Consider the following 24,097-nt stretch of genomic DNA (forward strand, 5'->3'; position numbering starts at 1 on the left):
GCATGTTACCGACGCAATTAGATATTATTGTGCCGGCTCACCGATTACTTGCCCCTCTTCGTTCAACACTTGCTCAAGTACTTCTAGCAGTTGTTCCGGGGCTGCGGGGCCTCCACCGATGAGTACCGAAGCGATCTTGCCATCGGCGTCGATGACGACAGTTTGGGGGATGGCTGTCACGGCATACTTGCCCGCCGCTGCTCCGTCGATATCCAACAAGACTTGTGGGGAGATTTGCATACGTTCAATGGCCGCTTGCACGGTCAGGGCATCTTCCTGCATATTTACTGCGATCAATTCCACCTGGGCGGATGCCATGTTGTTGATAGCAGTTTCTAATAGCGGCATCGTCTGTACACAGGGTCCGCACCAACTGGCCCAGAAATCAAGGACGATAATCTTGCCTCGCTTGTTGCTGAGTCGAAACTCATCGCCACTGAGATTCTTGAGATGGAAGTCGGGCGCATCCTGTCCGATCAGGGGTGATTGAGCACCAGGATTCATAGCATCACTTGGGGCTCCCTCTTCTTGCGCAAACTGTGGATCGGTGGCTGCTGTGAGTTGCCATGACTGGAAGGGAAGTTCCGCTGCCGAATCGGTAATCGCAGTGCCCAGCAGCAACTGATCCACTTGCCGCAAATCGACACGACATTTGCCTAGCAACTTGCTCGTCCCAAGCAGGTCAGCTTCGGCTAGTTCGTGGGGATGAAACGTAAGTCGGACTCCATCACGGCATACCGCCTGAACGGCACCCGATTGAGTTGACTCGTTGTTAGTTTCACTGGTGAGTTCGTCTGAAGCGACGTCGGCATCCTGAGAAAGGAGGTTTTCAGGATGCAGCCATATCAGCCGCCGAATCCGGCTGCTGGCCAGCGTCTTGGTATCGAGTCGTATTTCTGCAATCGCTTCTTTGTCGTCCATGGAGAGCAATCGCGCCCGGAGCAGATCACCCTGCACCGACTCAATCAGGTGCAGCGGGGGATTGCCTCTCTGCATCCGAGGCAAGGTCAGTAGCCTCGCTTGTTTTGCTGCATCGATTTGTGGCAAGGGATGTCCGACGCGTTTCTCCCATGCCTTGATGGTCTTGTGTGGCAAGAAGGATTTCTCGACCAGTGACGCATGAAAGTAGATCCCCTGTTCGTCGAGCCGACTCAGATGACACGGAATACGATCCCCATCTTGAAGCCAGAGCAACTGGTCTTCGTCTCGATTGGGTGAAGAGGGAGCGACCGGCGGTGTTGTTTTTCCCGTGAAGATATCGACGAGTTGCTCCGCCAGGTTTTTTCGATTTCGCAGTTGTACCCTGCGGTCCCTTGGCTGCGGTTTTTCTGGCGGAGGGTCGCGAAACACTATCGACCCTGAGAGATCGGGATTGATGGGACTGCTGGTTTCACTCAGTTGGGGGCGAAATGAAAGAGAACTCGTCTCTGCAGCCATTGTCACACCCGTTACTGTGCCGTGGCAGGAGATGCCGCCGGATTGCAAGCGGCCGATCGGTTCATCAGAAACTTGCTTGGATGGAGGCCGAGAAGATCCCACGATGGAACGCACCGTGGCCAGGTCCACGACGACTGGGACCTTGAATCCGAGGCAATCGAAAGTAACCTTTCCCTTGTTTAGCTTGTCCAGAGACCCTGTAAGTCGTTCACCGCTGGTGAGCAAGAGCGAGAGTGGTCCGCCTGCTGAATTCTCTTGCGAACGAAAAGAGACATTAACGACATCCTCCACTGCCACTCGAAGTGGTGTATGCTCAGGCTCTTCTGTGGAGAGGGAATTGTTTTCCTCGTCGGCAATTTCCGTCTCAGCTGGCTTGTCTTGTTTTTCATCAACGAGGAATTCTGAATCCTCTGCATCGAAGCGAATCGCGTCGGCAATTACCAGTGAACCATCTGATTTTTGGACGAACTCTTGATTCACCTGTACTTGAGGAGGCTCCAGGCCATTCCAGTTGCGTACGACGAGTCGTTCGAGTCGCACGTCACCAGTGCGGTTGGTGAGAGAAATGCCTTCAAGAACAGCAGGGTCTGAAACTGGAGAGACGCGGATCTCCGTGAGCAGATTCCCCTGCATGTCGTAGGCAGCGAAAGTACCTTTGGCAGCGTCGACATAGACTTGAAACTGAATTCGTCCCGCCCCTTTGTTGAGATCGGCCACTAGCGCGATGTCTGCCTCCTTGCCACGCTCGGCGAGAATCCGCAACATGGAGTTGTAAGTTTCAAATTCCAAAAGGGGAAACGAGGTAGGTTCAGGCTTGGTCGCTTGTCTGCGGCCTCCGATACCTGCAAAGTTATTGAAATTATCTACCAGATTGTGAAAAGACTCGAGTACAAGGTTCTCCCCGACGCCAATCGCCAAATGAAAATCGGGCTTGTGCTGCCATGATATTTCAAACTCGATACAAGCGAGGGGAGGGATTTTACATTCGCTTAGCAAAGCGGTGCCACGATGTTCGGTGAGCACATGTCCGGCAACCTCTTTCCAAGTACCTTCCTGCTGAGTCCAGCCCTCAAGCCCATGGGGACCAAGGTAGGCGATCCCCGCCCCCTCGCCCCAGCGAACTAATCGGCGGATGCGGTTCTTCGCGATTCGGCATTCTCCGATGGATGACGAATCGATAACCACTTCTTCCGGAGTGAGAGTGACGAGTTTGCAAATGATCAGGTCGCCTCCCACAAGTTCGACAGCAAAATTCCCAGCAACTTCGGCCATTTCCGTTGCCTCCGGAAAATGAGCAGCGGCAACGGCAGCAGCGGGGAACTCCAACGGATCGACAAGTGCTGGCGATTGCCAACGGAGTACATCGCTCGTGTTTGATTCGAGAAGCGTACCCGTGAGAAAATCGCCGTTCACAAGTTGGAGTTGCGGTGCTTGCTCGGCAGCACAAAGCGCAGGCCCCATCAGCCATGCTGCTGCCAGAAGGGTGAACCATCGATTCTTAAGCGTATGACGCTTCACGCTATATCTCCTGGAAAGATCATCGCTCATAAATCGGGAGGAATCGGTAGTTGAGTGCCAGGGCCAACAACGACATGGCCGTGTCGGCGGCAGATCCAAACTGGCCGGGGAAACTACCATCACTTTTTTGAGTCTCTTTGAGTTGGCGGACGAGAAGCTTGTTCCACTTTTCCCAGGCTTCGACATCCCCTTGGAACAGGGCTTGGGCCTGATAGTACCGAGAATACTCTCGATAATGATCTTGACCGGTCTGTTCAATGCGTTCGGTTAAATAAGAGAGCGTGGCCTTGTATTGGGGGAGTTCTTTGCGCCTCGCTATGGCATAGACCAGATTTCCGATCGATATGCGCGCGATCGATTCATCGAAACCTCCCATCCCCCCTGAATAAGCGACTTGCCCCGAATCGCTGGTCATCGATTTGTAATAGGAAATCGCCCGGTCGATAGATTCGTCGGGGACTTCGATCCCCGCGTTGCGCGCTGCCAGCAGTCCCACCAACACGGCGCCAGAGACCGACGTATCCGCGTCATCAGAATCAGGAGAGTAACGCCACGCACCGTAGGAATTCTTTTTTTGCGACGTGATCGCCGCCCGCACAGCGAGTTCCAAAGAGCCTCCTACAGAGAGCTGCTGCTCTGACGGACCGGTCGGCCATAATTGGCGATCATCCACTGCACCGTACGCCTCAGCCATCGCGAGCATCGCAAAGCCATGGTGGTACATGCTGTTGCCAAAATATCCGGTTGAAGAGTTTTGGGCACGGATCATCGCGCGTAGTGCCTTGCGGATATTGCCGCTGTATTGTCCGAAATTGGGATCTTCGCCACTCGCCAAGAACGTCATCACACACATTCCATCGATCCCCGGTCCCTGCTGGCCTCCCGTCCAATTCCCCCCTTCCGCCTGGGAGCCTGCCAAAAAGACTAAACCTCGGTCATACATCTCTCGAATATCTCGAGGAACGACTTCGCCAAATTGCTCGGTGGGAAACTGTCCAAAAACGGTACTCACGGATGGGAGCGTAGCACCCAACAGAACCAATATAAGTAAGGGTTGCGACTTCATAGACAGTTACTCCTCGAAGGGGGCAATTCCTTGATTTTCAACATAGTCTTTATACCCTACACCTTGTTGCCTGGCTTGCTGGATGATCTTTAATTGTTTCTCATCGAAGAGCGGCTCAAACTTTTCTTGTGGAATCTGTGAAACTTGGCTCGCAGCGTAATACCAGTCGTATTGACCAAACGATGAGGGGGGCCTGGTCGATTCAAACAAGACATCCAACAACTTCTGTCGCTGCGCCTCCGTCATAGGGAGGGACTTCTCCAGACCAACGATGTAGAGCCGAAGAACCGCTTTATAACAGCGTTTGCGCTGATCTGATCTAAGTTGCTCTATTTTTTCAAATTGCTCAGCGGTCAGAGTGCGTGGCAAGACTTTTGCGAAGAGTGAAGTGGGGCCGAAGAAGCCTTTCTGCATTATCTGATTGAGGGGCTGAATCCTCTGGTAGATATTGCCAATCTCATTCTGGTCGAAGGTCTGGCCGACTACCTCTTGACGAATTTGCTCTACCTGATCCGTAAAACGGGCAATGTCGCGTTCGGCAGCGAACTTGAGCTTTTTCTTCTGCTCTGGTTCAAGCTCGCAGGAAAGGTTAATGAGGGAGATCTCAACTTGCAGTTGTGAGTCGAGTCGCTCTTCGGGAGCTTCCCTACCATTGGACAGCCAGGAATTGAACTGTTCCTCGGTCATATTGAACTCTTGCCCCTTGGACGAAAGTGAGCCCAAGCAAATGCAACAGATCAAAATCAGACCTAATTGAGCAATCGAACTAGACGAGGCCCGAAGAATCATTGCTTTTCCTCATCGGCCTGGTTGCTGGCGTCAGGAGAAACAGAATCTTCTGTAGTGGAAGTCTCACTCTCTTCCTTAGAGGCGGGAGGCAACTTGACATCGTCGATGGGCTGGATCGAATTGCCAAAGCCAAAATTGTCTTCCCAGTCGTTCTGGCCCCAATTCACTTTTTGAAGGCCTTTGTAAATCATACTTTGGGCTTTATTCAGATGGGGCGTAATGCAATTGTCGGGAAGCTGAGGTATATACTGAGCGTTTTGCAAAAATGCATGCAAAGGAGGAGGAGAGTCATCCACCCAATCATCAGCCAGCAAGTCTCTACGTATTGCAGAACTTTGATCGTTCGTAAAAGCAAGACGCTTATCGAGCATTGATAGAACATTGTCAACGATGGTTTCTCTACGGAACTCCGTTCGAGCCTGCAACTCTGTTCTGTAAATTGCTTGTTGTTCGTCATTGAGCAGGGGCTCAATGGCTTGCTCAATTTGCTCGACCAATGCCTCGCGTTTCATGTTCGCTTGTTGAGGCTGGGCCATCCACGCGCCAGCTCGATTTGCATTATTTGGGGGGATAAACTGAGCTGCTTCCTCCGCCGATTTATCCAGGACCTTACCTAAGGCAGCTGCCATCTTTTTCTGCTGGTCTGCGTCCAATCGGCAAATCCGATTGGCGAAGGAAAACTCCACCTGCACGAAAGGCTCCATTTTTTGGCGCCACATGCGAAAGCGGACATCCTCGTCTGACATGTCCACCCCTTGCGCCTGGAGCATGTCTGCTTGAAACACAACTTGCGCAAGGCAAGGAAGCGTTGAGTTCAATAGCAATAGGATCGCGAGCAGGTACTTCATTATCCTCCCGCTCCATTCTCTAGTTCGCTGAAATAGCGATCCAATCCCGCGCGAAATTCTTCGGGCAATGATTTCCCCGAGTCGCCCACCGCCTGAGTGGGAGCGCGATCTTCTCGGACTTCTTTTTCATTGAGCCCAGCGCCCAACAAGGCTAGTGCCGTGTCCTTGGTGTCGCCGCCACCCCCACCCCCTGGATTGGCACCACCCCCGCCACCCCCGAACGGATTGATTCGCTTGGATTGAAGCAACAGCTCAATCGCCTCGGTTTCGGCGGCTATCGCATCCGATCCGGTGTCTGGTTTGTCGAGAATGTCAGAGGCTTCGACCATGACTTCGTTGACCCGAGTAAGAAGGGCGAGTTCCTTGGCGAATTCCGTGTCGCCATCGGGCAATTCTCGAATTCTCTCATTGACTAGCAGAATCCGCTCCCCCAGTCCGCCCTGCATTTCGGACAATCGGTTCGCTTCGGTCTCGTATGGCTCGGTTTCCAAACCCGGTCGAGCTTGTTCGGCGACGCGAGTTTCCTCGCGAAGATTCACTTCACCTTCGAGAATCTTGAGCACTTCCAACACGATTGAAGGTGGCAAACTCCCTTTCGATCGACAGCCAGGACAAGCACCCGAACAAGCAGGATCGACCAAATCTTCGGCCCAACGATCCATCACGTCCGACCAGTATTCGCATTGGGCGATCGACATCCCTCGCTCGGCTGGGATCTCTTCTGAGAGTCGTCGGAGATTTCCCAAAACGTCTTCTTCGCGCATGTCGTCGAGCACTGTCTTGAATCGCACCATACGGCGGCGCTCAAAATACGACTGGAGATCATCCATGATGAGGGAGACCTTAAAGCTGCTCTGGTCTTCCTTGGCAGCCAGGTTAGTGAGAGTTTCTCTAACCGGTGCCGCCAGGGCAGTTTGCGGAATTCCAAAACCCTCTTCGATTTCGTCGCTGATACCACCAGCGATTTTGTATTGCTCGCGCGAAGCAGCCTTCAGCCGCTTCACGAGAGTGCTCCCCTCCAGATTGGCAAGCACCGTGTTGAGTTCATTGGCAACCTTCTCGAATTCAGCAAGCAAATCTCGCTGCTCGCGCACCGCCTCGTCGACTTGCTGGTTGGCTGGGGAGTCGGCCGGTTTCTTTCCGCCCCCTTTGCCTAAAAGCGTTGTCACGGGAAGTCGCAACGACGGCGACGAAGGTTTCTTTTTGCCCCCCGCCGTTTGCTCGTTTTCATCTGCAGGCTGCTGGGAAGATTCCATGTCGGTCACACGAGGTACGGCGGCAGTTTTCTTGTCCTCTTGGTTCTGCTCACTGGAGGGTCCACCCCCTGCAGAGCGAGCAATTCCAGCTTGGGGACTGCGAGGACCCGGTACCGCCTTCGAAGCGACCTGAGATTCAGCCGCTTCTTTGAGTAAATCTGCCACGGACGGCATGCGGTTGGCCGCGATGTCTTCGAGGATGGTGAGCATCTCGGCCCAACGATCGAGATGGCCCACACCAATCTCAGGATTGCGAGCTGCCTGCGTCAGTAGTTCCATGCCGCTCTTGGTAAGCCCTGTCAGTCGTCGACCGTTGGCTTGTTCCGCAGAAGCTTGTTTTTCGAGTTGGCGCTGGTTCTCGGGAAGCGCGAGCTCAGCGAGCGGTAGTTCTCGAAGCTGCTTATTGGTTTCGTACAACCGCATTTCACGATCACGAACTTCCAGCGATTGGCGGTGCCAGCGGGAAAGCTGTTCGGTAATCCAGATGGCGTGATCCTCGGCATTGAGCACGTAGAGAATGTAAGGTGGCGAATAAACACGCGCGCGATTGGGGAAGTAGTCGGTTGTGTAGAGTCGCAAGCTAATTGGCTGCGGCGTGATGCCCAGAGATTTCGCAGTGAACGTGCCTGCAGCATCTACCGATCTTTCACTCGGGTTGCCTGGGGCGATGAGCCGTTCACCGCGGGCAGGGCCGCCGGGGTAATCGTCAAACAACCCTTCCCACTCCATACCAATCTCGCGTACACCGAAATCGTCTCGCGCAATAGCCTGAAACGTCAACTGTTCGCTGTCGAGAACCACCTTGCGACGTGGCAGGTTCTCACCCATCACATTAGGGAGTTGGTCCTCTTCAGGGGTAATCTTTAGTGTGAACGGCTCCTTTTCCTCTAGCCCATGTTCATCCTGCCAACTGATTTGCATTTCCTGCGCTGTCGAAACATCAAATGGTTCAATCGTGATGTCGGCACCTGAAAAACTTGCCTTCCCACCTTCGACGACCGCCGCCGCCAGGGGACGATTCACGATGGCAGAAAGTGCTGCGCGGCTCCCTTCGACTACTGAAAGTGTTCCTCCGCGGACATCTCGTTCAAGTGGAGCGGTCTGTTTAAGATAATCCGGGAGATTCACATGAGCATTGATCGCGGTCAACTCTGGGCGGAGTTTGGGCTCGACGCGCACAGTTTGCGACCAATCGCCGATCTTCACCCGGAGTGACCCAGGCTGGATCAAGGGAGGACCAGTCCAGGCATAAGACGAATCAGCGAGAGAGCTGGTAACAGGTGGCTGGGATCCAAACTGAAAGCTTGCCTCTACTGGCCGCCATTTGGTTTCATCGCGCAAGCGCCAAGCGACGGTAAACGGCTCGCCGTGTGGCACGATCAAAGTGTCTGGTTGTGGCGAGACATCCGTGAACGTAAATCGAGGGACATCTTTCCACGGTGCGAGAAATCGGTGCCACGCATTTCCGGCAGCAGCGGGAAACAATAGCGCGAGCAGAATCGCAACACCTGCACCACTTGCTGCCATTGCACCCCAAAAGCGAAGTCGTGCCGCAGGTGCTCCAGTCGATAGATCTCGCTTCCCTGCATCTAATGCACCTTGATCGATTGCAGCCTGGCAGAGAGTCGGAGAGCGGTGTTGCTCGGCAGGATTGTTAGCCAGTTCGATAACTCCTAGCAACTGGTCTCCCAATGCAGGAAATTTGCGCGCGAGCAGGCGGGCTAGCTGGTCATCCCTGCGGCGCAACCATACCCACCGATGAAGAAAGAGCGGGATAAATCCACAGCCGACGGCAGCACACAATGCCAGCAGAGTTCGCACAGACGATGGCACATCGAACAAGCGGTCGAGCAGGAATAGGCATAGATAGGCACCCAACAACGCGCTCAGAGCGATTCCACCCGCCTCGAGCATCTTGCTGGTCCAAACATGGCGTCGAAATGCGAGAAATTGCGTTTCTAGAGATTGAGGAATCCCCAGGTTGCTTTTGATGCGACTCATGCTCTTGCTCCAAATCTAGGAATCCAAAAAGTTTCCTGTTTGAATTGTGTGGTTCAAACTGAACGCAAGCTCTTCTAGTTATACCAGCCCCACCGCTTTGCGGGCTATCCAAAACGCTCCCAGCAAACAAACCATCGTCCCCAAAGTCAAAGGATGCCGCCAAATTTGTAGACGACGAATAGCCGGTGGGGGTTCCGGTAAAGTGGCGAAATACTCGATGATTTCACGTGGATCGACCTTAGTCAGGGCCTGACCACCCGTTACTCGGGCCAATTCGGCCATGACTTCGGGCGATGCTGGTCGGCCAATCGGTTCGATTGCTGCACCCTGCACAAAAAAGGTTGTTTCAAATACCGCGCCGGTTTCCTCACAAGACAACACCAGCTGGTGAGTCCCCGGTTCCGCGCTCGTAAATTGTGCCGTGAAGGCTCCCCACTCATCATTGCGCGAGGTGAAACGGATCGTCTTTGATTTTCCCGAGGGAGCTGTAATTCGTGCCGAAACATGCCCTTCCGACAACGGTTCACCAGATGGATCCATCACATTCGCATTGAAGGTAATTGTATGCCGAAGTGGTGGCTGATCGGGGGCATAGTAGAGCCGCATTGTTTCCCCTTCGGCCATGTTGCGTTGGTAAGCCATCCACCGCACGACTTGGCCCCAGAATCGGTAGTGGTATTTATCTTCCACTCCCTTACGCCAACGCCAGGCACCATCGGTTCCCATAAAGAGCACCTTACCCGTGCCGTAGGTTTGAGTGACAAGCAAAGGCAAGCGTCCATATTGGTTTGCGGCATCACGATGGACACAAAGCACTTCGCTACCCGCTTTGGCACGCAACACGGGTGCATACCATTGAAACCCCGGCAGAGCGTCCCATACTTCTGCGTTGTCTTGTTGCACATCGGCCAGTCGTGTCAGTAAACTGCGGCGACCTGTTTCGGTAAGCTCAAACTGATTGGGAAGTCGCGAACCCCAACCTCCAGGTTGTGAGTCGTCCAGCAAAACCGGGTAGAGATCTTTTAGCGGAGTATCCAACAAAGAAAACTGTCGTCCTTGCCATCCGGGCATGAACACCAGTCCGCTGGCCTGTTGTTCGACCAATCCTCGCAGCAAGCGACATTGTTCTTCTGTGAGTTGACCTTCTTCGGAGCCGACATCCCCCAAGAACACCACGTCATATTTGGCTAGCTCGTCGAGTCCCGCGGGGAACTCCTTGATGTAGTCTTTGTTCCCTCCCCCTGGTTTGCTCAAACCTGGATGAAACAGCAGGCAAGAAACCTCGACGCCCGAATCACGTGACAAGGCATTGCGAAGATATCGATATTCCCACCGAGGATAAGACTCGACGATTAGCACTTGCAATTTCTCTTCTCGAATCGAGATCGGCGCCGTGAGCTTATTATTGTCTGGAAGTATTTCGTTCGGCTGGCGAGGAATTTCCAAAGAAACGGTCGTGTCGCCGATTTCATTCGGCTGCCAAGTTACCGCGTCGGTGGTGCGGCCATTGGCGGCAATTCTTACCTCCTTGGTGACTTCCTGCCCATCGCCAGTTCTCAGAACGACAGTGGCCAGTTGCTCGCGGGGAAGTGAACTGTCGATGGTGAATGGAATACGCACGATCTTGCCGGCCACGCCGAATGTGGGTGCATCGAGACTGACCAACTCCACATCCGGAAGGCGCTCCTGCGAACCCACGGTGAGCGTAATGAGGGGGATCTCTTTCATCCGCAAGCGTGTCGCTGCATCTACGGGTGGCGGTCCTTCGTTCCAATCTCCATCGGAAGCGAGCACGACCCCAGCAAGTCGTGAGGACTGATCGAGTGCATCAACAATTGGTTGGTAAAGATTTGTGCCATGCCCTGATCGAGGTGACGCGAACGGCAAAATCACGACTTCATAACGTTCGTCGAGCGGTGTCCACGCCGACTGACTCGCCAGCGGGGCAACGGCAGCTCGTCGCGTAATCGGAGTACCATCGTCTTCCGCCTCGAGCGAGTCACGTGTTTCCATGCTGGCTGAGTTGTCCCACAGAACAACGATGGCGGGTTTGTCAGTCGGCAAGAACTCTTCAATCCATTCTGGCTGATTCAACAGCAAGCCCGCGAACAAGACTATTGCCAATCGCAACGATTCCAAAGCTGCAATGGCGGGCCGCATACCGCTCCTGCGCCAGGCGATCACTCCGAGCGCAGCGGTTGCAAGACATGCCAAGAGCGCAAACAATGCACTCAAGGGGGTCCACAGTATGGTAAAGTGGCCTACGCCGTTCATACCGTTGCCCCCGTGCTCGCCAAATCCCCAGTCGTGGGACGTCGCTTGGGAAGGCAAAGCCCTGCTTCTCCAACCAAGGCCACAATCATTCCGATAAGGAAGAGTCGCCAGATTTCGCGGGTGAGCCCTGCCAACGAATCAACGCGATCGGCAACCCGATCATACTCAAGCCCTTCGAAGAGACCGTCGACTCGTTCATCGGCGAGCACAGCCGTCGCGTCTTCGGCGGCACTGCGATTGACCGCGATGATTCGGTCATCGTGCGAATAGACTCCTGCTTGAAAAGCAGCTTCCGTGGAGAGTACATCCGCATCTCCAGCAAGCTTTTGCCATTTGCTCAAATCGAAGGCACCGACACCGGCATCACGTTGCTGAGTGGCAACGAGACGCTCGGCTCCTGTCGCCAGGGCGCGTTGTATTGTGGCATAGAGAACCACGCCATCCATGGCCAAGGTGGAATCGCCAGGCGAAACGGTCGTAGTACAAAAATAGGCAGCACCTTTGCCGACATCGACACGGGCCAACAAGGGAGCGCCACCTGGCAGTGTAGCGAGTGCGGTGGCTTCCCCTTTGAGTGCACAGAAACGGTGAATTGCCAATTCCCCTACGGGAAGGGCTGCACCATCCAGCGTTCGAGAGAGCAAATCCTGATCGCCTCGCCAATTGGCAACGGCCAGCGATTCCTGGGGATCAGTCCAACTGAGCCACTCGACGCCGAATAGGCTTGTCTCATTCGGATTGGCAGGAGGGAAAAAAATAGCCACGCCACCTTGGTCGACAAAAGCCTGCATGGCCTCTGCCGAAGTACCTGTTGGTAAAGGAGCTTGCCATAGCACGAGGGCGTTTTCCTCCCAAGGCAAAGTCGCTGTCTGTTCCGGTCCTACAACGAGTGCTTCGCTTTTGACACCTGGGTCCGTCGCGATCGACGCCGCCAAATCTAAGGGCCTCACCAGAGCTGGATTCTCGGCGACGATGGCCGTGCGCCGCACTGGGGCATCGGAGTAGACAAAGTAAAACTGGTTGTCCGCCGGGTTGGCGTCGGCAGGTAGGATTACCTGCCCCCAACCTTGCTCGCTGGACGAATTGAGCGGTAAGGGATGATTTTCAATCGTTGTTTCCATTCCAGAAAGCTCGACGCTCAACTCGCTTCGAGCACCGTCGATCTCGAACTGAACGGGAACACGAACTGTTTCGTCGTCGGAATTACGTGTTATGGTGAGCGAGACGAGGACCTCGTTCTTTTGACGAGTTTCGTGACGCTCGACATGGGTCACACGAAGGGCTAGATTCGCAGGGGCAGCCTCGGGATAGGCAAGCAGATGAAAGCGCACTCCTTGGGGAAACTCCTGAAAACTGTCCCGCAAGATTCGCCACTCCCCCCCTTCTGCGTCCCAATCATTCGCCCGAAGGTCAGAGCAAATCCATATTTCGGTCTGGCCGGCGTGATTTGCTTGCATGTAATCATGAGCAGCACGCAAAAGTGCCGGTAGATCAGCGGCTGCACTCGCTGGGCCCGTTTGGGGAGCAGCGCGCAGCCGGTCGGGGGACTCCAATTCTTGGGGAACGAGACTCACGCTGTCGATTAACACCCAGCGTGATGAGCCGACCGCTTCGAGGGCACTGGCAATCTGGTCCACGCCGCGCTGTAGCTTTGTGCTGGCGATCTGCGTGCCGCGCTGCTGCATGCTGGGAGAACGGTCAAGCAGGATGAGTGTCGTATCAGCCCTCCCACCGGCAGCCAAACCTAGCCGACCACTCGCCAGTGGGCGGCTCACTGCCAGTACTAAGCCAGCGATAGCCAGAGTTCGCAAAGCCAGGATCAGCCATTGTCGAATGCGAGCATAACCTCGCGACATGCGATTGGCTTCGAGCAGAAACCGCATCGCAGCCCAGTCGAGAGTCTGAAAGCGGCGCTGATTGATCAAGTGAATCAGGATCGGCAATGCCGCCAGGGGAAGCGCGGCCAGCATGAGTGGTTCGAGAAAACTCATCGCACTCCCCCGCTTCTAGTCCGGCCAACCAAGAAATGCGTCAGCGTTCGTTCGTAGTCATCGGCGAGGCTCACCCGATGGTAGTCGACTGCCGTCTCAATCGAGACCTGCTTCACAAGACTCAAATACCGCTCCAAGGCCGTGTGATAACGATCGGCAATTTCATTAGGCTCGGCAAAAACTGCTGTACCCCCTTCCATATCAAGAAACCGCATCGGCCGTTGAAAAGCGAATGTGAGTTCTTGCGGGTCGAGTAAATGAAACACCGTCAGGTCATGCTTGCGAAAGCGAAAATGCTCGAAGCACTCTCTTAATTCGGTAGGATCGACGAACAGATCCGAAATAACGATAAACAATGCACGTTGCGAAGTGGTCTCCGCCAGCTCATGCAATGTGCTTACTAGTCGGGTGGGTCCCGTCGCTTCGACTCCTTCGAGTTGGTCAAAGAGGTCAGCCAGATGGGCCGGGTTACGACGCGGAGGCAAAGACCGCACGATTCCTTTGGACACACAAGCCAACCCCGCGGCATCTCCTTGCTGCACTGCCAGATAAGCGAGCGCACCTGCCAACCTTTTCGCATAAGCAAGCTTATGGACTCCTGTGGAGCCGAATCCCATCGAACCGCTCGTATCGACAACCAAGCAGCAGCGTAGATTCGTATCCGCTTCAAATTCTTTCACATAGTGGCGATCACTTCGACCGTAGGCCCGCCAGTCGAGGCGTCTGAGATCATCGCCGGGAACATATTTGCGATACTCCGCAAACTCGACACTGGCACCTCGATGTGGACTGGCGTGGCGTCCCGATACCTTGCCAAGCATCGGTCGTCTAGCCAAGAAGGGAACACTGCCCAGCCGAGCCAGCACGGCTGGTTCTAGAAAGCTGCGGATTTTATTTTCGGAGGACATGGATTGGTTTTTTGGAAAGTTCTGAATGTCATTCCGATGGGAGCTGTCCGACCAGAGGAATCTGGGTAGACTTTTCAATCAACTTCCATGTCTGTAAGTAGCGCTACCCAGATCCCTTGGGTCTCGCAGATCGCCTTGGGAGGACGATTAGAAATACCGAATACCCTGCGCATCTCTGCAAATCACCTAGACTACTCGACAGACTCCGTGAGCAATCTGCGGATGATGTCTTTGGCACCGACTCCTTCAGCTTGAGCAGCAAAGGTTGTGATCAATCGATGGGTGAGCACGGGAAGGGCCACTTCTTGCACATCTTCCAGCCTTACCATGTAGCTACCCAAGAGTGCCGCGCGAGCCCGGCCTGCCAAAATCAAATTTTGCACAGCGCGGGGACCGGCACCCCAGGCTACTAAGGGTTTGAGCCAATCGGGTGCCGAAGGATCTGTCGGGCGCGTTTTGCGAACCAACTGGGCAGCATAGGTATAAATGTGGTCTGGCGCGGGAATGCGTCGTACGAGTTGCTGATAGCCGATGACATCCTCGGCGTGCAGCAGATGGTCCAACTCGGAAAGCTCCTCACCCGTGGTCGTGCGAGCAATTTCGATCTCTTCCGCTTCTGATGGATAGTCCAGTTCAATCAGAAACATGAACCGGTCGAGCTGTGCTTCTGGCAAAGGGTAAGTCCCTTCCTGCTCGACAGGATTCTGCGTCGCCAGGACAAGAAATGGAGGCGGCAACGTAAATTGCTTTCCGATCACCGTGACCCGCCTTTCCTGCATCGCCTCCAAGAGTGCTGCCTGAGTTTTCGGTGGGGCACGATTGATTTCATCCGCCAAGACGATGTTGGCAAAGATGGGCCCCTTGACGAATTCGAATTCGCGACGCCCCCCTTGCTGGTCTTGAAGGATGTCCGTGCCAGTAATGTCCATTGGCATCAGGTCCGGCGTGAACTGGATGCGACTGAAATCCAAGGACATCGTCTCGGAGAGCTTGCTCACCAGCAGAGTCTTGGCCAATCCGGGAACGCCCATCAAGAGAGCGTGTCCCCGCGCGAAGAGACAGATCGCCATCTGCTCAATCACGCCGTGCTGGCCGACAATCACCCGTCCCAATTCTTTCCGCAGGCGGGAGTAGAGCTCTCGTAAATCATCGATGGCCTGAACATCATGATCCTCTAGCTGTTCGCCAGTCTGCACAATCTCTGCTTGCGACATGCCACTATCCTCTGTTTCTCAGATGACTTACTCAAATGCTGTTCGCCAGGGCAACTTAAGTATTGTATGTCGAAAATGCAAAATCAATGGATTTTAAGAGAATCATGCCAGATTTCGATTCAGATAAGGATATAGCACTATTTGCCTGAAATGCTGTCGAAAATGAATTATTCATGTACAGCAGTGCTGAAGTTCCGTAACACATTCCTACCAAACCGCTGATCGACACGATGCCGAATCCGCTCGCGGCATTGATCCTCGACGGTATCAAGTGGGAGAGTCTTTCAGCTTAAGGAGTCGACTTCCTCGCCTGGCAGCGAAACCCCAGCCTCGGAACTCTGGCGGCGTGGCAGCAAAACCATGGATCCGTCTCTCTGCTCACAGCAAACACCACGGCCGTGCAAGAATCTGCCACTTAGGTACTCTCCTTGCTGCTGGCACAACTTGCCACAGTTGCTCAGTGGAAGCCCCGGTTCAAAACACTCTCCTCGAAGAGATGCTAGCACGAACTAGGGCATCCCGCTTCTCAACTCACGACTTCGAGCAAACCGGGTTGCTGATTCTTGATTTGTAGGTGTATCTTAACCAACGAGAATTCACTGAGGTTGGCTTGCAATACGAGGCCGGCTGAATTCACGTCTGCAAGGAATGCGGACATACTCAATCCAAGGAAGGATTTAGCGAGATGTGGCATGATCCACAAATTCTTATTCGTTCTGCGCTGACGTCCTCGGTCTGCGTCGCGCGGTCTGCACACAAATGCCGATGGTACTGCTTTGGCACTGTGATTGCTTGGGGTTGTCTTCTTCTCTTCGCTTCAGCTGAACAAACAGTTGGCGCAGCCCAATCGGAAGCTCAAGTAAAACCTCCTGCGAGCAAGGAGAGCCTTCTTGTGTTGCAGGCAGAGTGCTCTCAGGAGCGTGCGCGCATCGAGAGTGCGATCGACAACGTCAATGAAAAGGGGCGCCCAGGAACCAAAGAGATCCTGGCTGAAGAGCTTGAACTCTGGGAGCAGCTTGATCTTCTCGTGGCTCAGCGACTGTCGACGATTGAGGATCGCATCGAAGTATACCATCAGTTGCAATTGAAGCACGAGCAACAGTTGACGCTTGAGACCGATGAGTCGCCCCATTCCTTCCTGAGACTCGACGATCAGAAAGATGCACTCCTCGAACAGCAACGCGACGTGGAAGTCTTGGAATTGGAACGCGAAGCCGAACAGTCCCTACTTCTCGACTCCAAGAACCAACTATATGAAGCGGAGAGCAAACGCAGACAAGCACAAGAAGACCTCGAATTTTCTAGTCCGAGTGAAGCAAATGCATTGCAAAGCAAGCTGGTACTCTTGGAACTTCGTTGTCGTGTTCTCGGTTGCAATACAGACCTCCATCGAGAACGGTGCGAATTACTCAAACAGTCCGCGGTACTCGCAAATGCAAAGATGCAAGCTCTCGAAGTTCATATCAATGCGATCGCAGGCGAAGTACGATTCTCTGCCGAGGAGCTTGAAGAACGACTAGGCTTGATTGGCCGGATTCAGAAGCAAGCCAAGAGCCAATTGAAGGAAGCCGAACACCGACTTCGGAAGGCCTCCCGTCGTCGCTCACAGGAGGATTCCAGCTCTCTAGATAACACCGAATTTGAAACCGCTCGGGAAGAAACAGAACTTCTGCAGCAGCTTCTGACTGAAATCAGTGGAGTCCGCGATTGTTGGCAGCGCCGATTTCAGTTTGCAAATAAAGACTTTGAATCGGGCGAGCCGAGCCAGTGGCTCAGCGAGGCAATCGCCTCGAAGCGGCGGATAGATCGGCTGGCCGACAAACTCAATTTTCACCGGATGCATTGGCAGAATGCTGCCATGACACTCGAGAGAAAGTCAAACTCTGACGAGATCAAAGCAACAGAACGGGCAGAAATCGAATCAAAACTCTCCGACATCCAGCAGGCCATCGAATTTTACTCTTCGACTCAGGTGCTGGCCGCAGGTGGCCAGCGGCTTTTTGAACGGTTCATTGACGAACTTCAGATGCACTTTGAAAACCAATCCTGGCAAGAACTCGTCCAGAGGATTACCGCCTCCCTTGATGCGACCTGGAACTACGAAATCGCATCGATTGACGATCGTCCGATCACCATCAGCAAGATCTGTTGTGGACTGGCCCTGTTGTTCTTGGGCTATTGGTCCTCACGGCTGGTGTCAAATGCTACCGCCAGACGCGTCATGCCTCGCTGCGGCATTAGCCCGACGGCTATCGCTCCCTTGCGGACGGTATTGTTTTACTCCCTGCTGATAGTTTTTGCTTTTGTATCTCTGGAAGTCGTAAACGTACCACTCACCGTATTTACCTTCTTGGGTGGAGCCATCGCGATCGGTGTAGGTTTTGGAAGTCAAAATATTCTCAACAATTTCATCAGCGGCTTGATTCTTCTCGCCGAACGGCCCATCCGTATTGGAGATCTGGTGAACATCGAAGGCATCGACGCCAATGTAGAGCACATAGGTGCCCGCAGTACGAGGGTTCGAACGGGCGCCAACTTGGAAATCTTAGTACCAAATAGCAAGTTTCTGGAGAACAATGTCACCAACTGGACGCTCTCCGATAGCCGATCGCGAACTTCGCTAACTGTGGGCGTGGCCTATGGATCGCCGGTCAGGAAGGTCATCGAGATACTGGATTCGACAATTAGAAATCACCCCAAAGTTATCACGGAGCCTGAACCGATTGTCCTCTTTAAAAACTTTGGCGATAGCGCTCTCGAATTCGAAGTGCATTTTTGGATTCAGATGAAGCGGATGATGGAAGCGGCAAAGGTTCAAAGTGATCTTCGTGTCGAGATCGATGATCGATTCAATGAAGAAGGGATAGTAATCGCCTTCCCACAAACCGATGTCCACCTCGATCTCCAGAAGCCCCTCGACATCCGGGTAAGTAAACATCCAATGCCAAGGCAAAACGACGCTTACCCAATGAGAGCGGCATAAACACGCGTCCTATCCGTTCAACTAGCCAGACTTTAGGAAAGGCTCAAGCGTACGATGTTGCAACTTAAAGAGACTAATTCGGCGGAAACCGAAGAATTGACTATCTTGGTGCATGGCACCTTCGCTGCCGACAAATCCAACACGGGGAACAAGTGGTGGCAGTCGGGAAGCTCGCATGCAGTCGAGTTGCAGAGCAGACTTCCTGGGCATGTTCGCGTTGCAAAAGACTCTGAAGTCTTTCATTGGTCCGGAGAGAATGGCGAAAGGGCTCGCAGCAAGGCAGCTGCCCAACTCTTGAAACATCTCCAACCACTGGAAAAGGCAAAGAAACCGTATCACCTGGTCGGACATAGTCATGGCGGGTCAGTCATTTGGAACACCTTGCGGTTGGCAACTCTCACGGGACATCCCCTACGCAATCTCCGCAGCTGGACAACGGTTGGGACTCCCTTCCTGCACCAGAAAGGTCGTGGATTCTGGCATCTCGCCAACCTGATGTGCGCAGTTCTTGGCCTACTTCTTCTGCGACCTGTTTTCAACGCAGGGCACCGATTCGCAACCCTAATTTGGGACGCCTACTCTGGCGAAGATGCTGTCCTGACACTCTTGCCAGACGAGCAATTAGGGTATATCGCCGTCATACGAGCCCCATTTTTAGCAATCGGTGAATGGCTTGGCTTATCCGTTGAGCGAAATGCGCAAGGAATTCATTTGGGGAGCTTCAATCCGGCTGGCGACCTTTCATTTTTTGAATACCTCTACTCGACAAGAGAAGGGATTATTCTGGTGGTCCTCACAAGCTTCTGTTTCTATTTGTGTTTTCACTTGGCAATGATGTGCTTTCGCCCGGTGCTCGAATCACTCAGGGTTCGCGCCGACACGCGATTAGAGCGAAATGCGTTTCGGCATTATGGCTCCCGTTGGCTGGGACTTTGGTCCCCGGACGACGAAGCAATCAATGGCCTCCGTGCCACGCTTGACCTCTCCTGCACCTTTGTGAAGCAACTCGCTCCCAGGGAACGCGTTTACTTCACCGACAACATCTCGATTCTTTCTCGACCCTACTATTGGTTGCTGGCACCCTTGTTTAATAGGGTATTTCGTCCTGTGTTCGATTCGATGGTAAAGGGAGTGGTAATACGCTCCGCTCAAGGGAATGATCGCCCCTCAGCTCAGGTAATTGCTGTGCTCCCGACTCCGGTATTGAAAGGCCATCATGCCCCTGCTCTGCCGGAGTATCTCCGCAGAAAGATCCTTCTGGAGTCTGACCGGCATGCAGGCCGGATCGTACCCAGATTTCGTCAGCTCTTGGGTTGCCCCTCGTTCACCTCCGGTTTGGAGAGCTTTTCCACCCATTTGTCAGGCAAGGAACTAGTGCACACTTCCTATCTTGATCACGGCGAGGTGCTCGACCTCATCGCCCTGAATATTGCCTCCGAGACACATGTGCGAAACGTACCCTCATTGGAGAAGATTGAAGATAGTCCACTTGTCAGATGGTTCCTCGACTTCAAGTCGCCGCTCGCTCAACGAGAGACTCAGCCGGACTTTGACAATGTTGACTTTGATTCAGATCGAGAACTTTTTCCTTCTCACAGGAACGAAGCAGCCTAGCGCCAATTGCAACATTTGACCGTTGATTAGAGCTCTTATTCGGATAAACTGATGTGAGAATTGGCGACGCAAACCGCATAGCCATTCGCTGTTCATTGGTGAGCACTTTCCCTTTCATTGCCAAACCAAGTTATTTGGCGGAAAGTGCGATTCAAATCTCCGCAAAGGAACATGATCGATGGCGTTCATCCACGACGATTTCTTACTACAAACCGATACCGCTCGCCGTCTTTACCATGGATTTGCTGCCGGGGAGCCGATTCTTGATTACCACACCCACTTGCCTCCCGATCAGATTGCGGCGAATTACCGATTTGCCGATCTAGCGGAGATGTGGCTTGCGGGAGATCACTACAAATGGCGAGCCATGCGTGCCAACGGCGTCGTGGAAGATTTCTGCACGGGCAGCGCGGATCCCTACGACAAATTCCTCGCCTGGGCCAAGACGGTTCCGCATACTTTGCGAAACCCGCTTTATCACTGGACCCACATGGAACTCAAACGCTACTTCGGAATCGACGAGCTACTCAATGAAGAAACGGCCCCCCAGATTTGGGAGCGGGCCAACGAGCAAATTCAACAAAGCGACGAACTAACGATCCACGGAGTATTCCAGAAATTCAAGGTCCGCACCGTTTGCACCACCGACGACCCTACCGATGACTTGGCCGACCACCGCAAGATCGCTGCCAGCGATCTCGTGACGGGTGTGTTCCCCACTTTTCGCCCCGACCGCGTTTTGGAGATCGATCAGACCGAGCAGTTCAACGCTTGGGTCGATAAACTCGCCAAGGCGAGCGAGGTGAATATCTCCTCGTTTACCGACCTGCTAATCGCCCTTCAGCAACGGCACACGTTTTTCCATGAGGTAGGCTGCCGGCTCTCCGACCATGGACTCAGTCATGCCTATGCCGACTTTTGCGACGAACAGACCGCTGCCGCAATTTTCGACAAAGCCCGCGCAGGCAAAAATGTAAGCCCCGCCGAACAGAACCAGTTCGCCACGAATCTCATGCTGCACGTCGGCCGCTGGAATTTTGAACGTGGCTGGACGATGCAACTCCATCTCGGTGCCCTGCGCAACGCCAACGCCGGACTCATGGAAAAACTTGGAAGAGACGTCGGTGGCGACTCGATCGGCGATTGGCACCAGGCTGAACCCCTTTCGCGATTCTTGGGACGCCTCGATAGCGAGCAATCGCTTCCCAAAACAATCGTGTATAACCTCAACCCAGCCGACAACTACATGATCGCCACGATGATCGGCAATTTCCAAGATGGCTCGGTGGTCGGCAAGATTCAGATGGGCTCGGGCTGGTGGTTCTTAGACCAATGGGAGGCGATGCAGTGGCAGATGAATGCCCTCTCGAACCAAGGGCTTCTATCGCGTTTCGTTGGCATGCTGACCGACTCTCGATCGTTTCTCTCCTACCCGCGCCACGAGTATTTCCGCCGTTGCCTGTGCGATCTGCTAGGCACCGATGTCGAGCGCGGTGCGATACCCGACGACGATTCACTCCTGGGCCCCATGATCCGCAACATCTGCTACGGCAACGCAAAAGATTACTTGGGGTTGGGTCTTTAGTCCACTATCTCTCCGCATTTGAGCGGATCGGCGCTAGCCGCCGATTAACTCAAATCTCCGTCAGCCAGCGCCGATCCGCTTACTGCGCCAAAAACAATGGCAATGACGAATTCCGCATCACATGCAAAGCCGTCTCGCCCAGAATGCGACGCAATAGCAGGCTTTTTGCACTATTGCCGAGCACAATCAAATCGGCACCCCAATCATACGCATAGGGTAGCAACGCTTCGATAGGGGGTTTGGCAACCCAATCCGTTTCAGGCTCGTAACCGTGAGCCCGGCAATACTGGGCAACCTCAGCAAGTCGCTCCGCACCAATCTCGCGATCATCATGAAAAGTGACGATCTTCATCTTCGCCTTTGGCCAAAGCCGTAGATGAGCAAACTGCTTGATTGTCTTGGCCGATTCCATTGAACCACTATAAGCAATTAGCACGTTATTGATCGGGCGATCCTTTTCGGCTACGGCCAGCAACGGGCGAATACCCTCTTGAACAAGCTTGGCCAATTCATCGATAGGCTCGTCCACGACACCATGTTCAAAAAAACTTTGCAAACCGCAGATCACAAGATCATGGTAGCGAGTAAGCGACACCAGGGCGGAGAGCGGGTCACCCGTTTCATTCTGTAAACGAAACGCGACACCTGCTTTTTCGCATGCCGCTGTGAAATATTCTTGTTCCTGCCGAATGATTTCTTTCGCCCGATCGATACGGCTATCTTTCAATTCGCGTGCTGCCTCACCAGCACCCATCGGAATCGGCCCCAAATCGTCCAGGCGATCGATGTCCAACAGGGTCAATCCCGTGAGTTCTGCATCGTGGGACTTGGCCAATTCGATAGCCTTAGCCGTCGCCGAGCGTGCATATTCCAGGCTGCCTAATCCTACCAAAATGCGCTTCATCATTTGATTTCAACTCCGCTGATTCAAATATCGTGGGGCAGCCATTGCTCCTAGGTGCGTCGTCGTGGCGACTTGGCTGCTATGTCACACGCCTAAAAAGCCTACACCACGAAATTCTGGTGACAAGGATTCCCTCCTACGCTAGATTATAACAACTCGCCACTATCACATACAGGAATGTCTCTTGATGAATGTACCCCCAATTTTCGAGAAGCTTGAGTCCGCAGGCGTACTTGCGGTCGTAATACTGGACGATGCAGCCACTGCTGTCCCCCTCGCCAAGGCGTTGTTGGCAGGCGGCGTGAATGCGATGGAGCTGACACTGCGGACCGACGCCGCACTAGACGCGCTCTCTGCCATCCGCCGTGAAGTTCCCGACATGTTGGTTGGTGCCGGTACAATTCTCAAACCGGAACAGGTTAGCCAGGTGTTCGACCGCGGGGCCTTGTTCGGCGTTTCGCCTGGTTTGAATGTTCGGGTTGTAGAAACTGCTCTTGAAAGCGGCTTGCCCTTTGCCCCAGGCATAGCGACACCCTCGGACATCGAAGCTGCGATTGAGTTGGGCTGCCGTCACTTGAAATTCTTCCCAGCTGAGACCCTGGGAGGACTGAGTTATCTACGAGCCATGTCTCCCCCCTACAACCATCTGGGCATCAAATATATTCCACTCGGCGGCGTTGGAGCAGGAAATCTGGCTCAGTACATTGTCGATCCTCTGATCGCATGCGTTGGCGGTTCTTGGCTTACTCCAGCGGACAAGATTGCTGCCAAAGACTGGAAAGCAATCGAAGAACTCGCCAGTCAAGCACGCACGACGATCGACACAGCCCGTAGCAAGTAGCGTCACTTGGCGGGCAAGCGAGCTTCGGCGGGCATTGGCGTTACTTCCATGCCGCGCAATTTGAAATCATCAAAATTGCCGTTGTCGTCAAACGTGCCGATCCCCACACGGCCCCACGAAAACTTCTTGTTGTTGGCGGTCATCACGGGCTCGTTCATGTCGTCGAAATAGACAGCCATTTCGCCCGTTTCGGTGTTGCGAGCTACTTTCAGCTCGTGCCAATCACGGCTCCAAGGCGTGCCCTTTGATTCTTTCTCGGTTATCGCCTTCCGGTCGGCACCGTCGACGATGAATATCTGGCACGAGTGAGGATCGGGTACCGCTCCCAAATGGACATAGTAAAAATGTGCCGGGTCTTGATATCCCCAGAAGATACACAAATCCCGATGGCCACCTGCATCGTAGTTGGTATTCTGTCCTCGCACGGTGAGCACAAAATCTCCAACAGCTGTTTCCTTCAATAATGCGATATTCCAAGGGCTCCGGTGGGGCGGCTTGTATTCACTGCCCCCCCGTGAACGGAGCACAGAGTTTTCGTCTGGGTTTTCCACCTGAATGACTTCCCATGTCTGCGGACCACTTTCTGGGTCGGACGTTTCCCACAAGGACATCCCTTCCTCAAAGGAGTCTTGGACCAATAGCGGCAGTTCCTCTGCCTGGCAACACGTGATCACGAAGTAGCAGAATAGATTCACAACGAGAATTAAAAGATTTCGCATGGGTTCTCCTGAAATAGCGATGGTGACAAGTTCCCATTAGAAGTCCCTGCAGAGTAAGGAACAACCCCCACCGAAGTTCGTTAATTGTTGCCACAGAATTCGGTAAAATGATACAACTTGATTCCGAGAGAACTGAGGCCACCGAGTTT

At 53.6% G+C, this 24,097-nt stretch carries 15 protein-coding genes; 4 read left to right on the top strand and 11 right to left on the bottom strand.

Features of this window, described 5'->3' with window-relative positions:
• Window positions 1–24: 24 nt before the first annotated feature.
• The 9 genes from Pr1d_RS19845 to Pr1d_RS19885 form a co-directional block, all read right to left on the bottom strand.
• Window positions 25–2,955, bottom strand: a complete 2,931-nt coding sequence (locus Pr1d_RS19845) for a TlpA family protein disulfide reductase (RefSeq protein WP_168205367.1) — start codon at window positions 2,953–2,955, stop codon at window positions 25–27.
• A gap of 19 nt (window positions 2,956–2,974) precedes the next feature.
• Window positions 2,975–4,021: a terpene cyclase/mutase family protein gene (locus Pr1d_RS19850; RefSeq protein WP_148075143.1), complete on the bottom strand. Its 1,047-nt coding sequence runs from the start codon at window positions 4,019–4,021 to the stop codon at window positions 2,975–2,977.
• Window positions 4,022–4,027: 6 nt separating this feature from the next.
• Window positions 4,028–4,708, bottom strand: coding sequence for a hypothetical protein (locus Pr1d_RS19855; protein WP_148075144.1), 681 nt, complete (start codon window positions 4,706–4,708; stop codon window positions 4,028–4,030).
• A 98-nt stretch (window positions 4,709–4,806) separates the two neighbouring features.
• Window positions 4,807–5,658, bottom strand: coding sequence for a hypothetical protein (locus tag Pr1d_RS19860; RefSeq protein ID WP_148075145.1), 852 nt, complete (start codon window positions 5,656–5,658; stop codon window positions 4,807–4,809).
• Complete coding sequence (locus tag Pr1d_RS19865; protein ID WP_148075146.1) at window positions 5,658–8,915, bottom strand: hypothetical protein; 3,258 nt, start codon at window positions 8,913–8,915, stop codon at window positions 5,658–5,660. The genes Pr1d_RS19860 and Pr1d_RS19865 overlap by 1 nt, the downstream gene beginning before the upstream one ends.
• A gap of 78 nt (window positions 8,916–8,993) precedes the next feature.
• Window positions 8,994–11,246, bottom strand: a complete 2,253-nt coding sequence (locus tag Pr1d_RS19870; RefSeq protein ID WP_238476544.1) for a hypothetical protein — start codon at window positions 11,244–11,246, stop codon at window positions 8,994–8,996.
• On the bottom strand, window positions 11,186–13,180 hold the full coding sequence (locus Pr1d_RS19875; protein WP_148075147.1) for a BatA domain-containing protein: 1,995 nt from the start codon (window positions 13,178–13,180) through the stop codon (window positions 11,186–11,188). Before Pr1d_RS19875 ends, Pr1d_RS19870 begins: the two co-directional genes overlap by 61 nt.
• Window positions 13,177–14,088 carry a DUF58 domain-containing protein gene (locus tag Pr1d_RS19880; protein ID WP_148075148.1) on the bottom strand — a complete coding sequence of 304 codons (912 nt, stop codon included), beginning with the start codon at window positions 14,086–14,088 and terminating at the stop codon, window positions 13,177–13,179. Before Pr1d_RS19880 ends, Pr1d_RS19875 begins: the two co-directional genes overlap by 4 nt.
• Window positions 14,089–14,279: 191 nt before the next feature.
• The gene (locus Pr1d_RS19885; RefSeq protein ID WP_148075149.1) at window positions 14,280–15,302 is read right to left on the bottom strand and encodes an AAA family ATPase; all 1,023 of its coding nucleotides are present in this window, start codon (window positions 15,300–15,302) and stop codon (window positions 14,280–14,282) included.
• An 892-nt stretch (window positions 15,303–16,194) separates the two neighbouring features.
• Here Pr1d_RS19885 and Pr1d_RS19890 point away from each other — a divergent pair.
• The 3 genes from Pr1d_RS19890 (at window position 16,195) to uxaC (ending at window position 21,484) form a co-directional block, all read left to right on the top strand.
• A complete protein-coding gene (locus tag Pr1d_RS19890) occupies window positions 16,195–18,285 on the top strand; it encodes a mechanosensitive ion channel domain-containing protein (RefSeq protein ID WP_168205368.1) in 2,091 nt (696 codons plus the stop codon).
• A gap of 54 nt (window positions 18,286–18,339) precedes the next feature.
• On the top strand, window positions 18,340–19,899 hold the full coding sequence (locus tag Pr1d_RS19895) for a lipase family protein (RefSeq protein ID WP_148075151.1): 1,560 nt from the start codon (window positions 18,340–18,342) through the stop codon (window positions 19,897–19,899).
• A gap of 178 nt (window positions 19,900–20,077) precedes the next feature.
• The gene (uxaC, locus tag Pr1d_RS19900; protein ID WP_148075152.1) at window positions 20,078–21,484 is read left to right on the top strand and encodes a glucuronate isomerase; all 1,407 of its coding nucleotides are present in this window, start codon (window positions 20,078–20,080) and stop codon (window positions 21,482–21,484) included.
• A gap of 79 nt (window positions 21,485–21,563) precedes the next feature.
• Here the strand turns inward: uxaC and Pr1d_RS19905 are convergent, their stop codons facing one another.
• On the bottom strand, window positions 21,564–22,391 hold the full coding sequence (locus tag Pr1d_RS19905; RefSeq protein WP_148075153.1) for a universal stress protein: 828 nt from the start codon (window positions 22,389–22,391) through the stop codon (window positions 21,564–21,566).
• A gap of 184 nt (window positions 22,392–22,575) precedes the next feature.
• Here Pr1d_RS19905 and Pr1d_RS19910 point away from each other — a divergent pair, with 184 nt between their 5' ends.
• Window positions 22,576–23,229 carry a bifunctional 4-hydroxy-2-oxoglutarate aldolase/2-dehydro-3-deoxy-phosphogluconate aldolase gene (locus Pr1d_RS19910; RefSeq protein WP_148075154.1) on the top strand — a complete coding sequence of 218 codons (654 nt, stop codon included), beginning with the start codon at window positions 22,576–22,578 and terminating at the stop codon, window positions 23,227–23,229.
• A gap of 2 nt (window positions 23,230–23,231) precedes the next feature.
• Here the strand turns inward: Pr1d_RS19910 and Pr1d_RS19915 are convergent, their stop codons facing one another.
• Entirely contained in the window at window positions 23,232–23,948 is a 717-nt protein-coding gene (locus Pr1d_RS19915; RefSeq protein WP_148075155.1) for a hypothetical protein, read from the bottom strand.
• Window positions 23,949–24,097 lie beyond the last annotated feature (149 nt).

This window comes from Bythopirellula goksoeyrii (assembly GCF_008065115.1).
Lineage (GTDB): Bacteria > Planctomycetota > Planctomycetia > Pirellulales > Lacipirellulaceae > Bythopirellula > Bythopirellula goksoeyrii.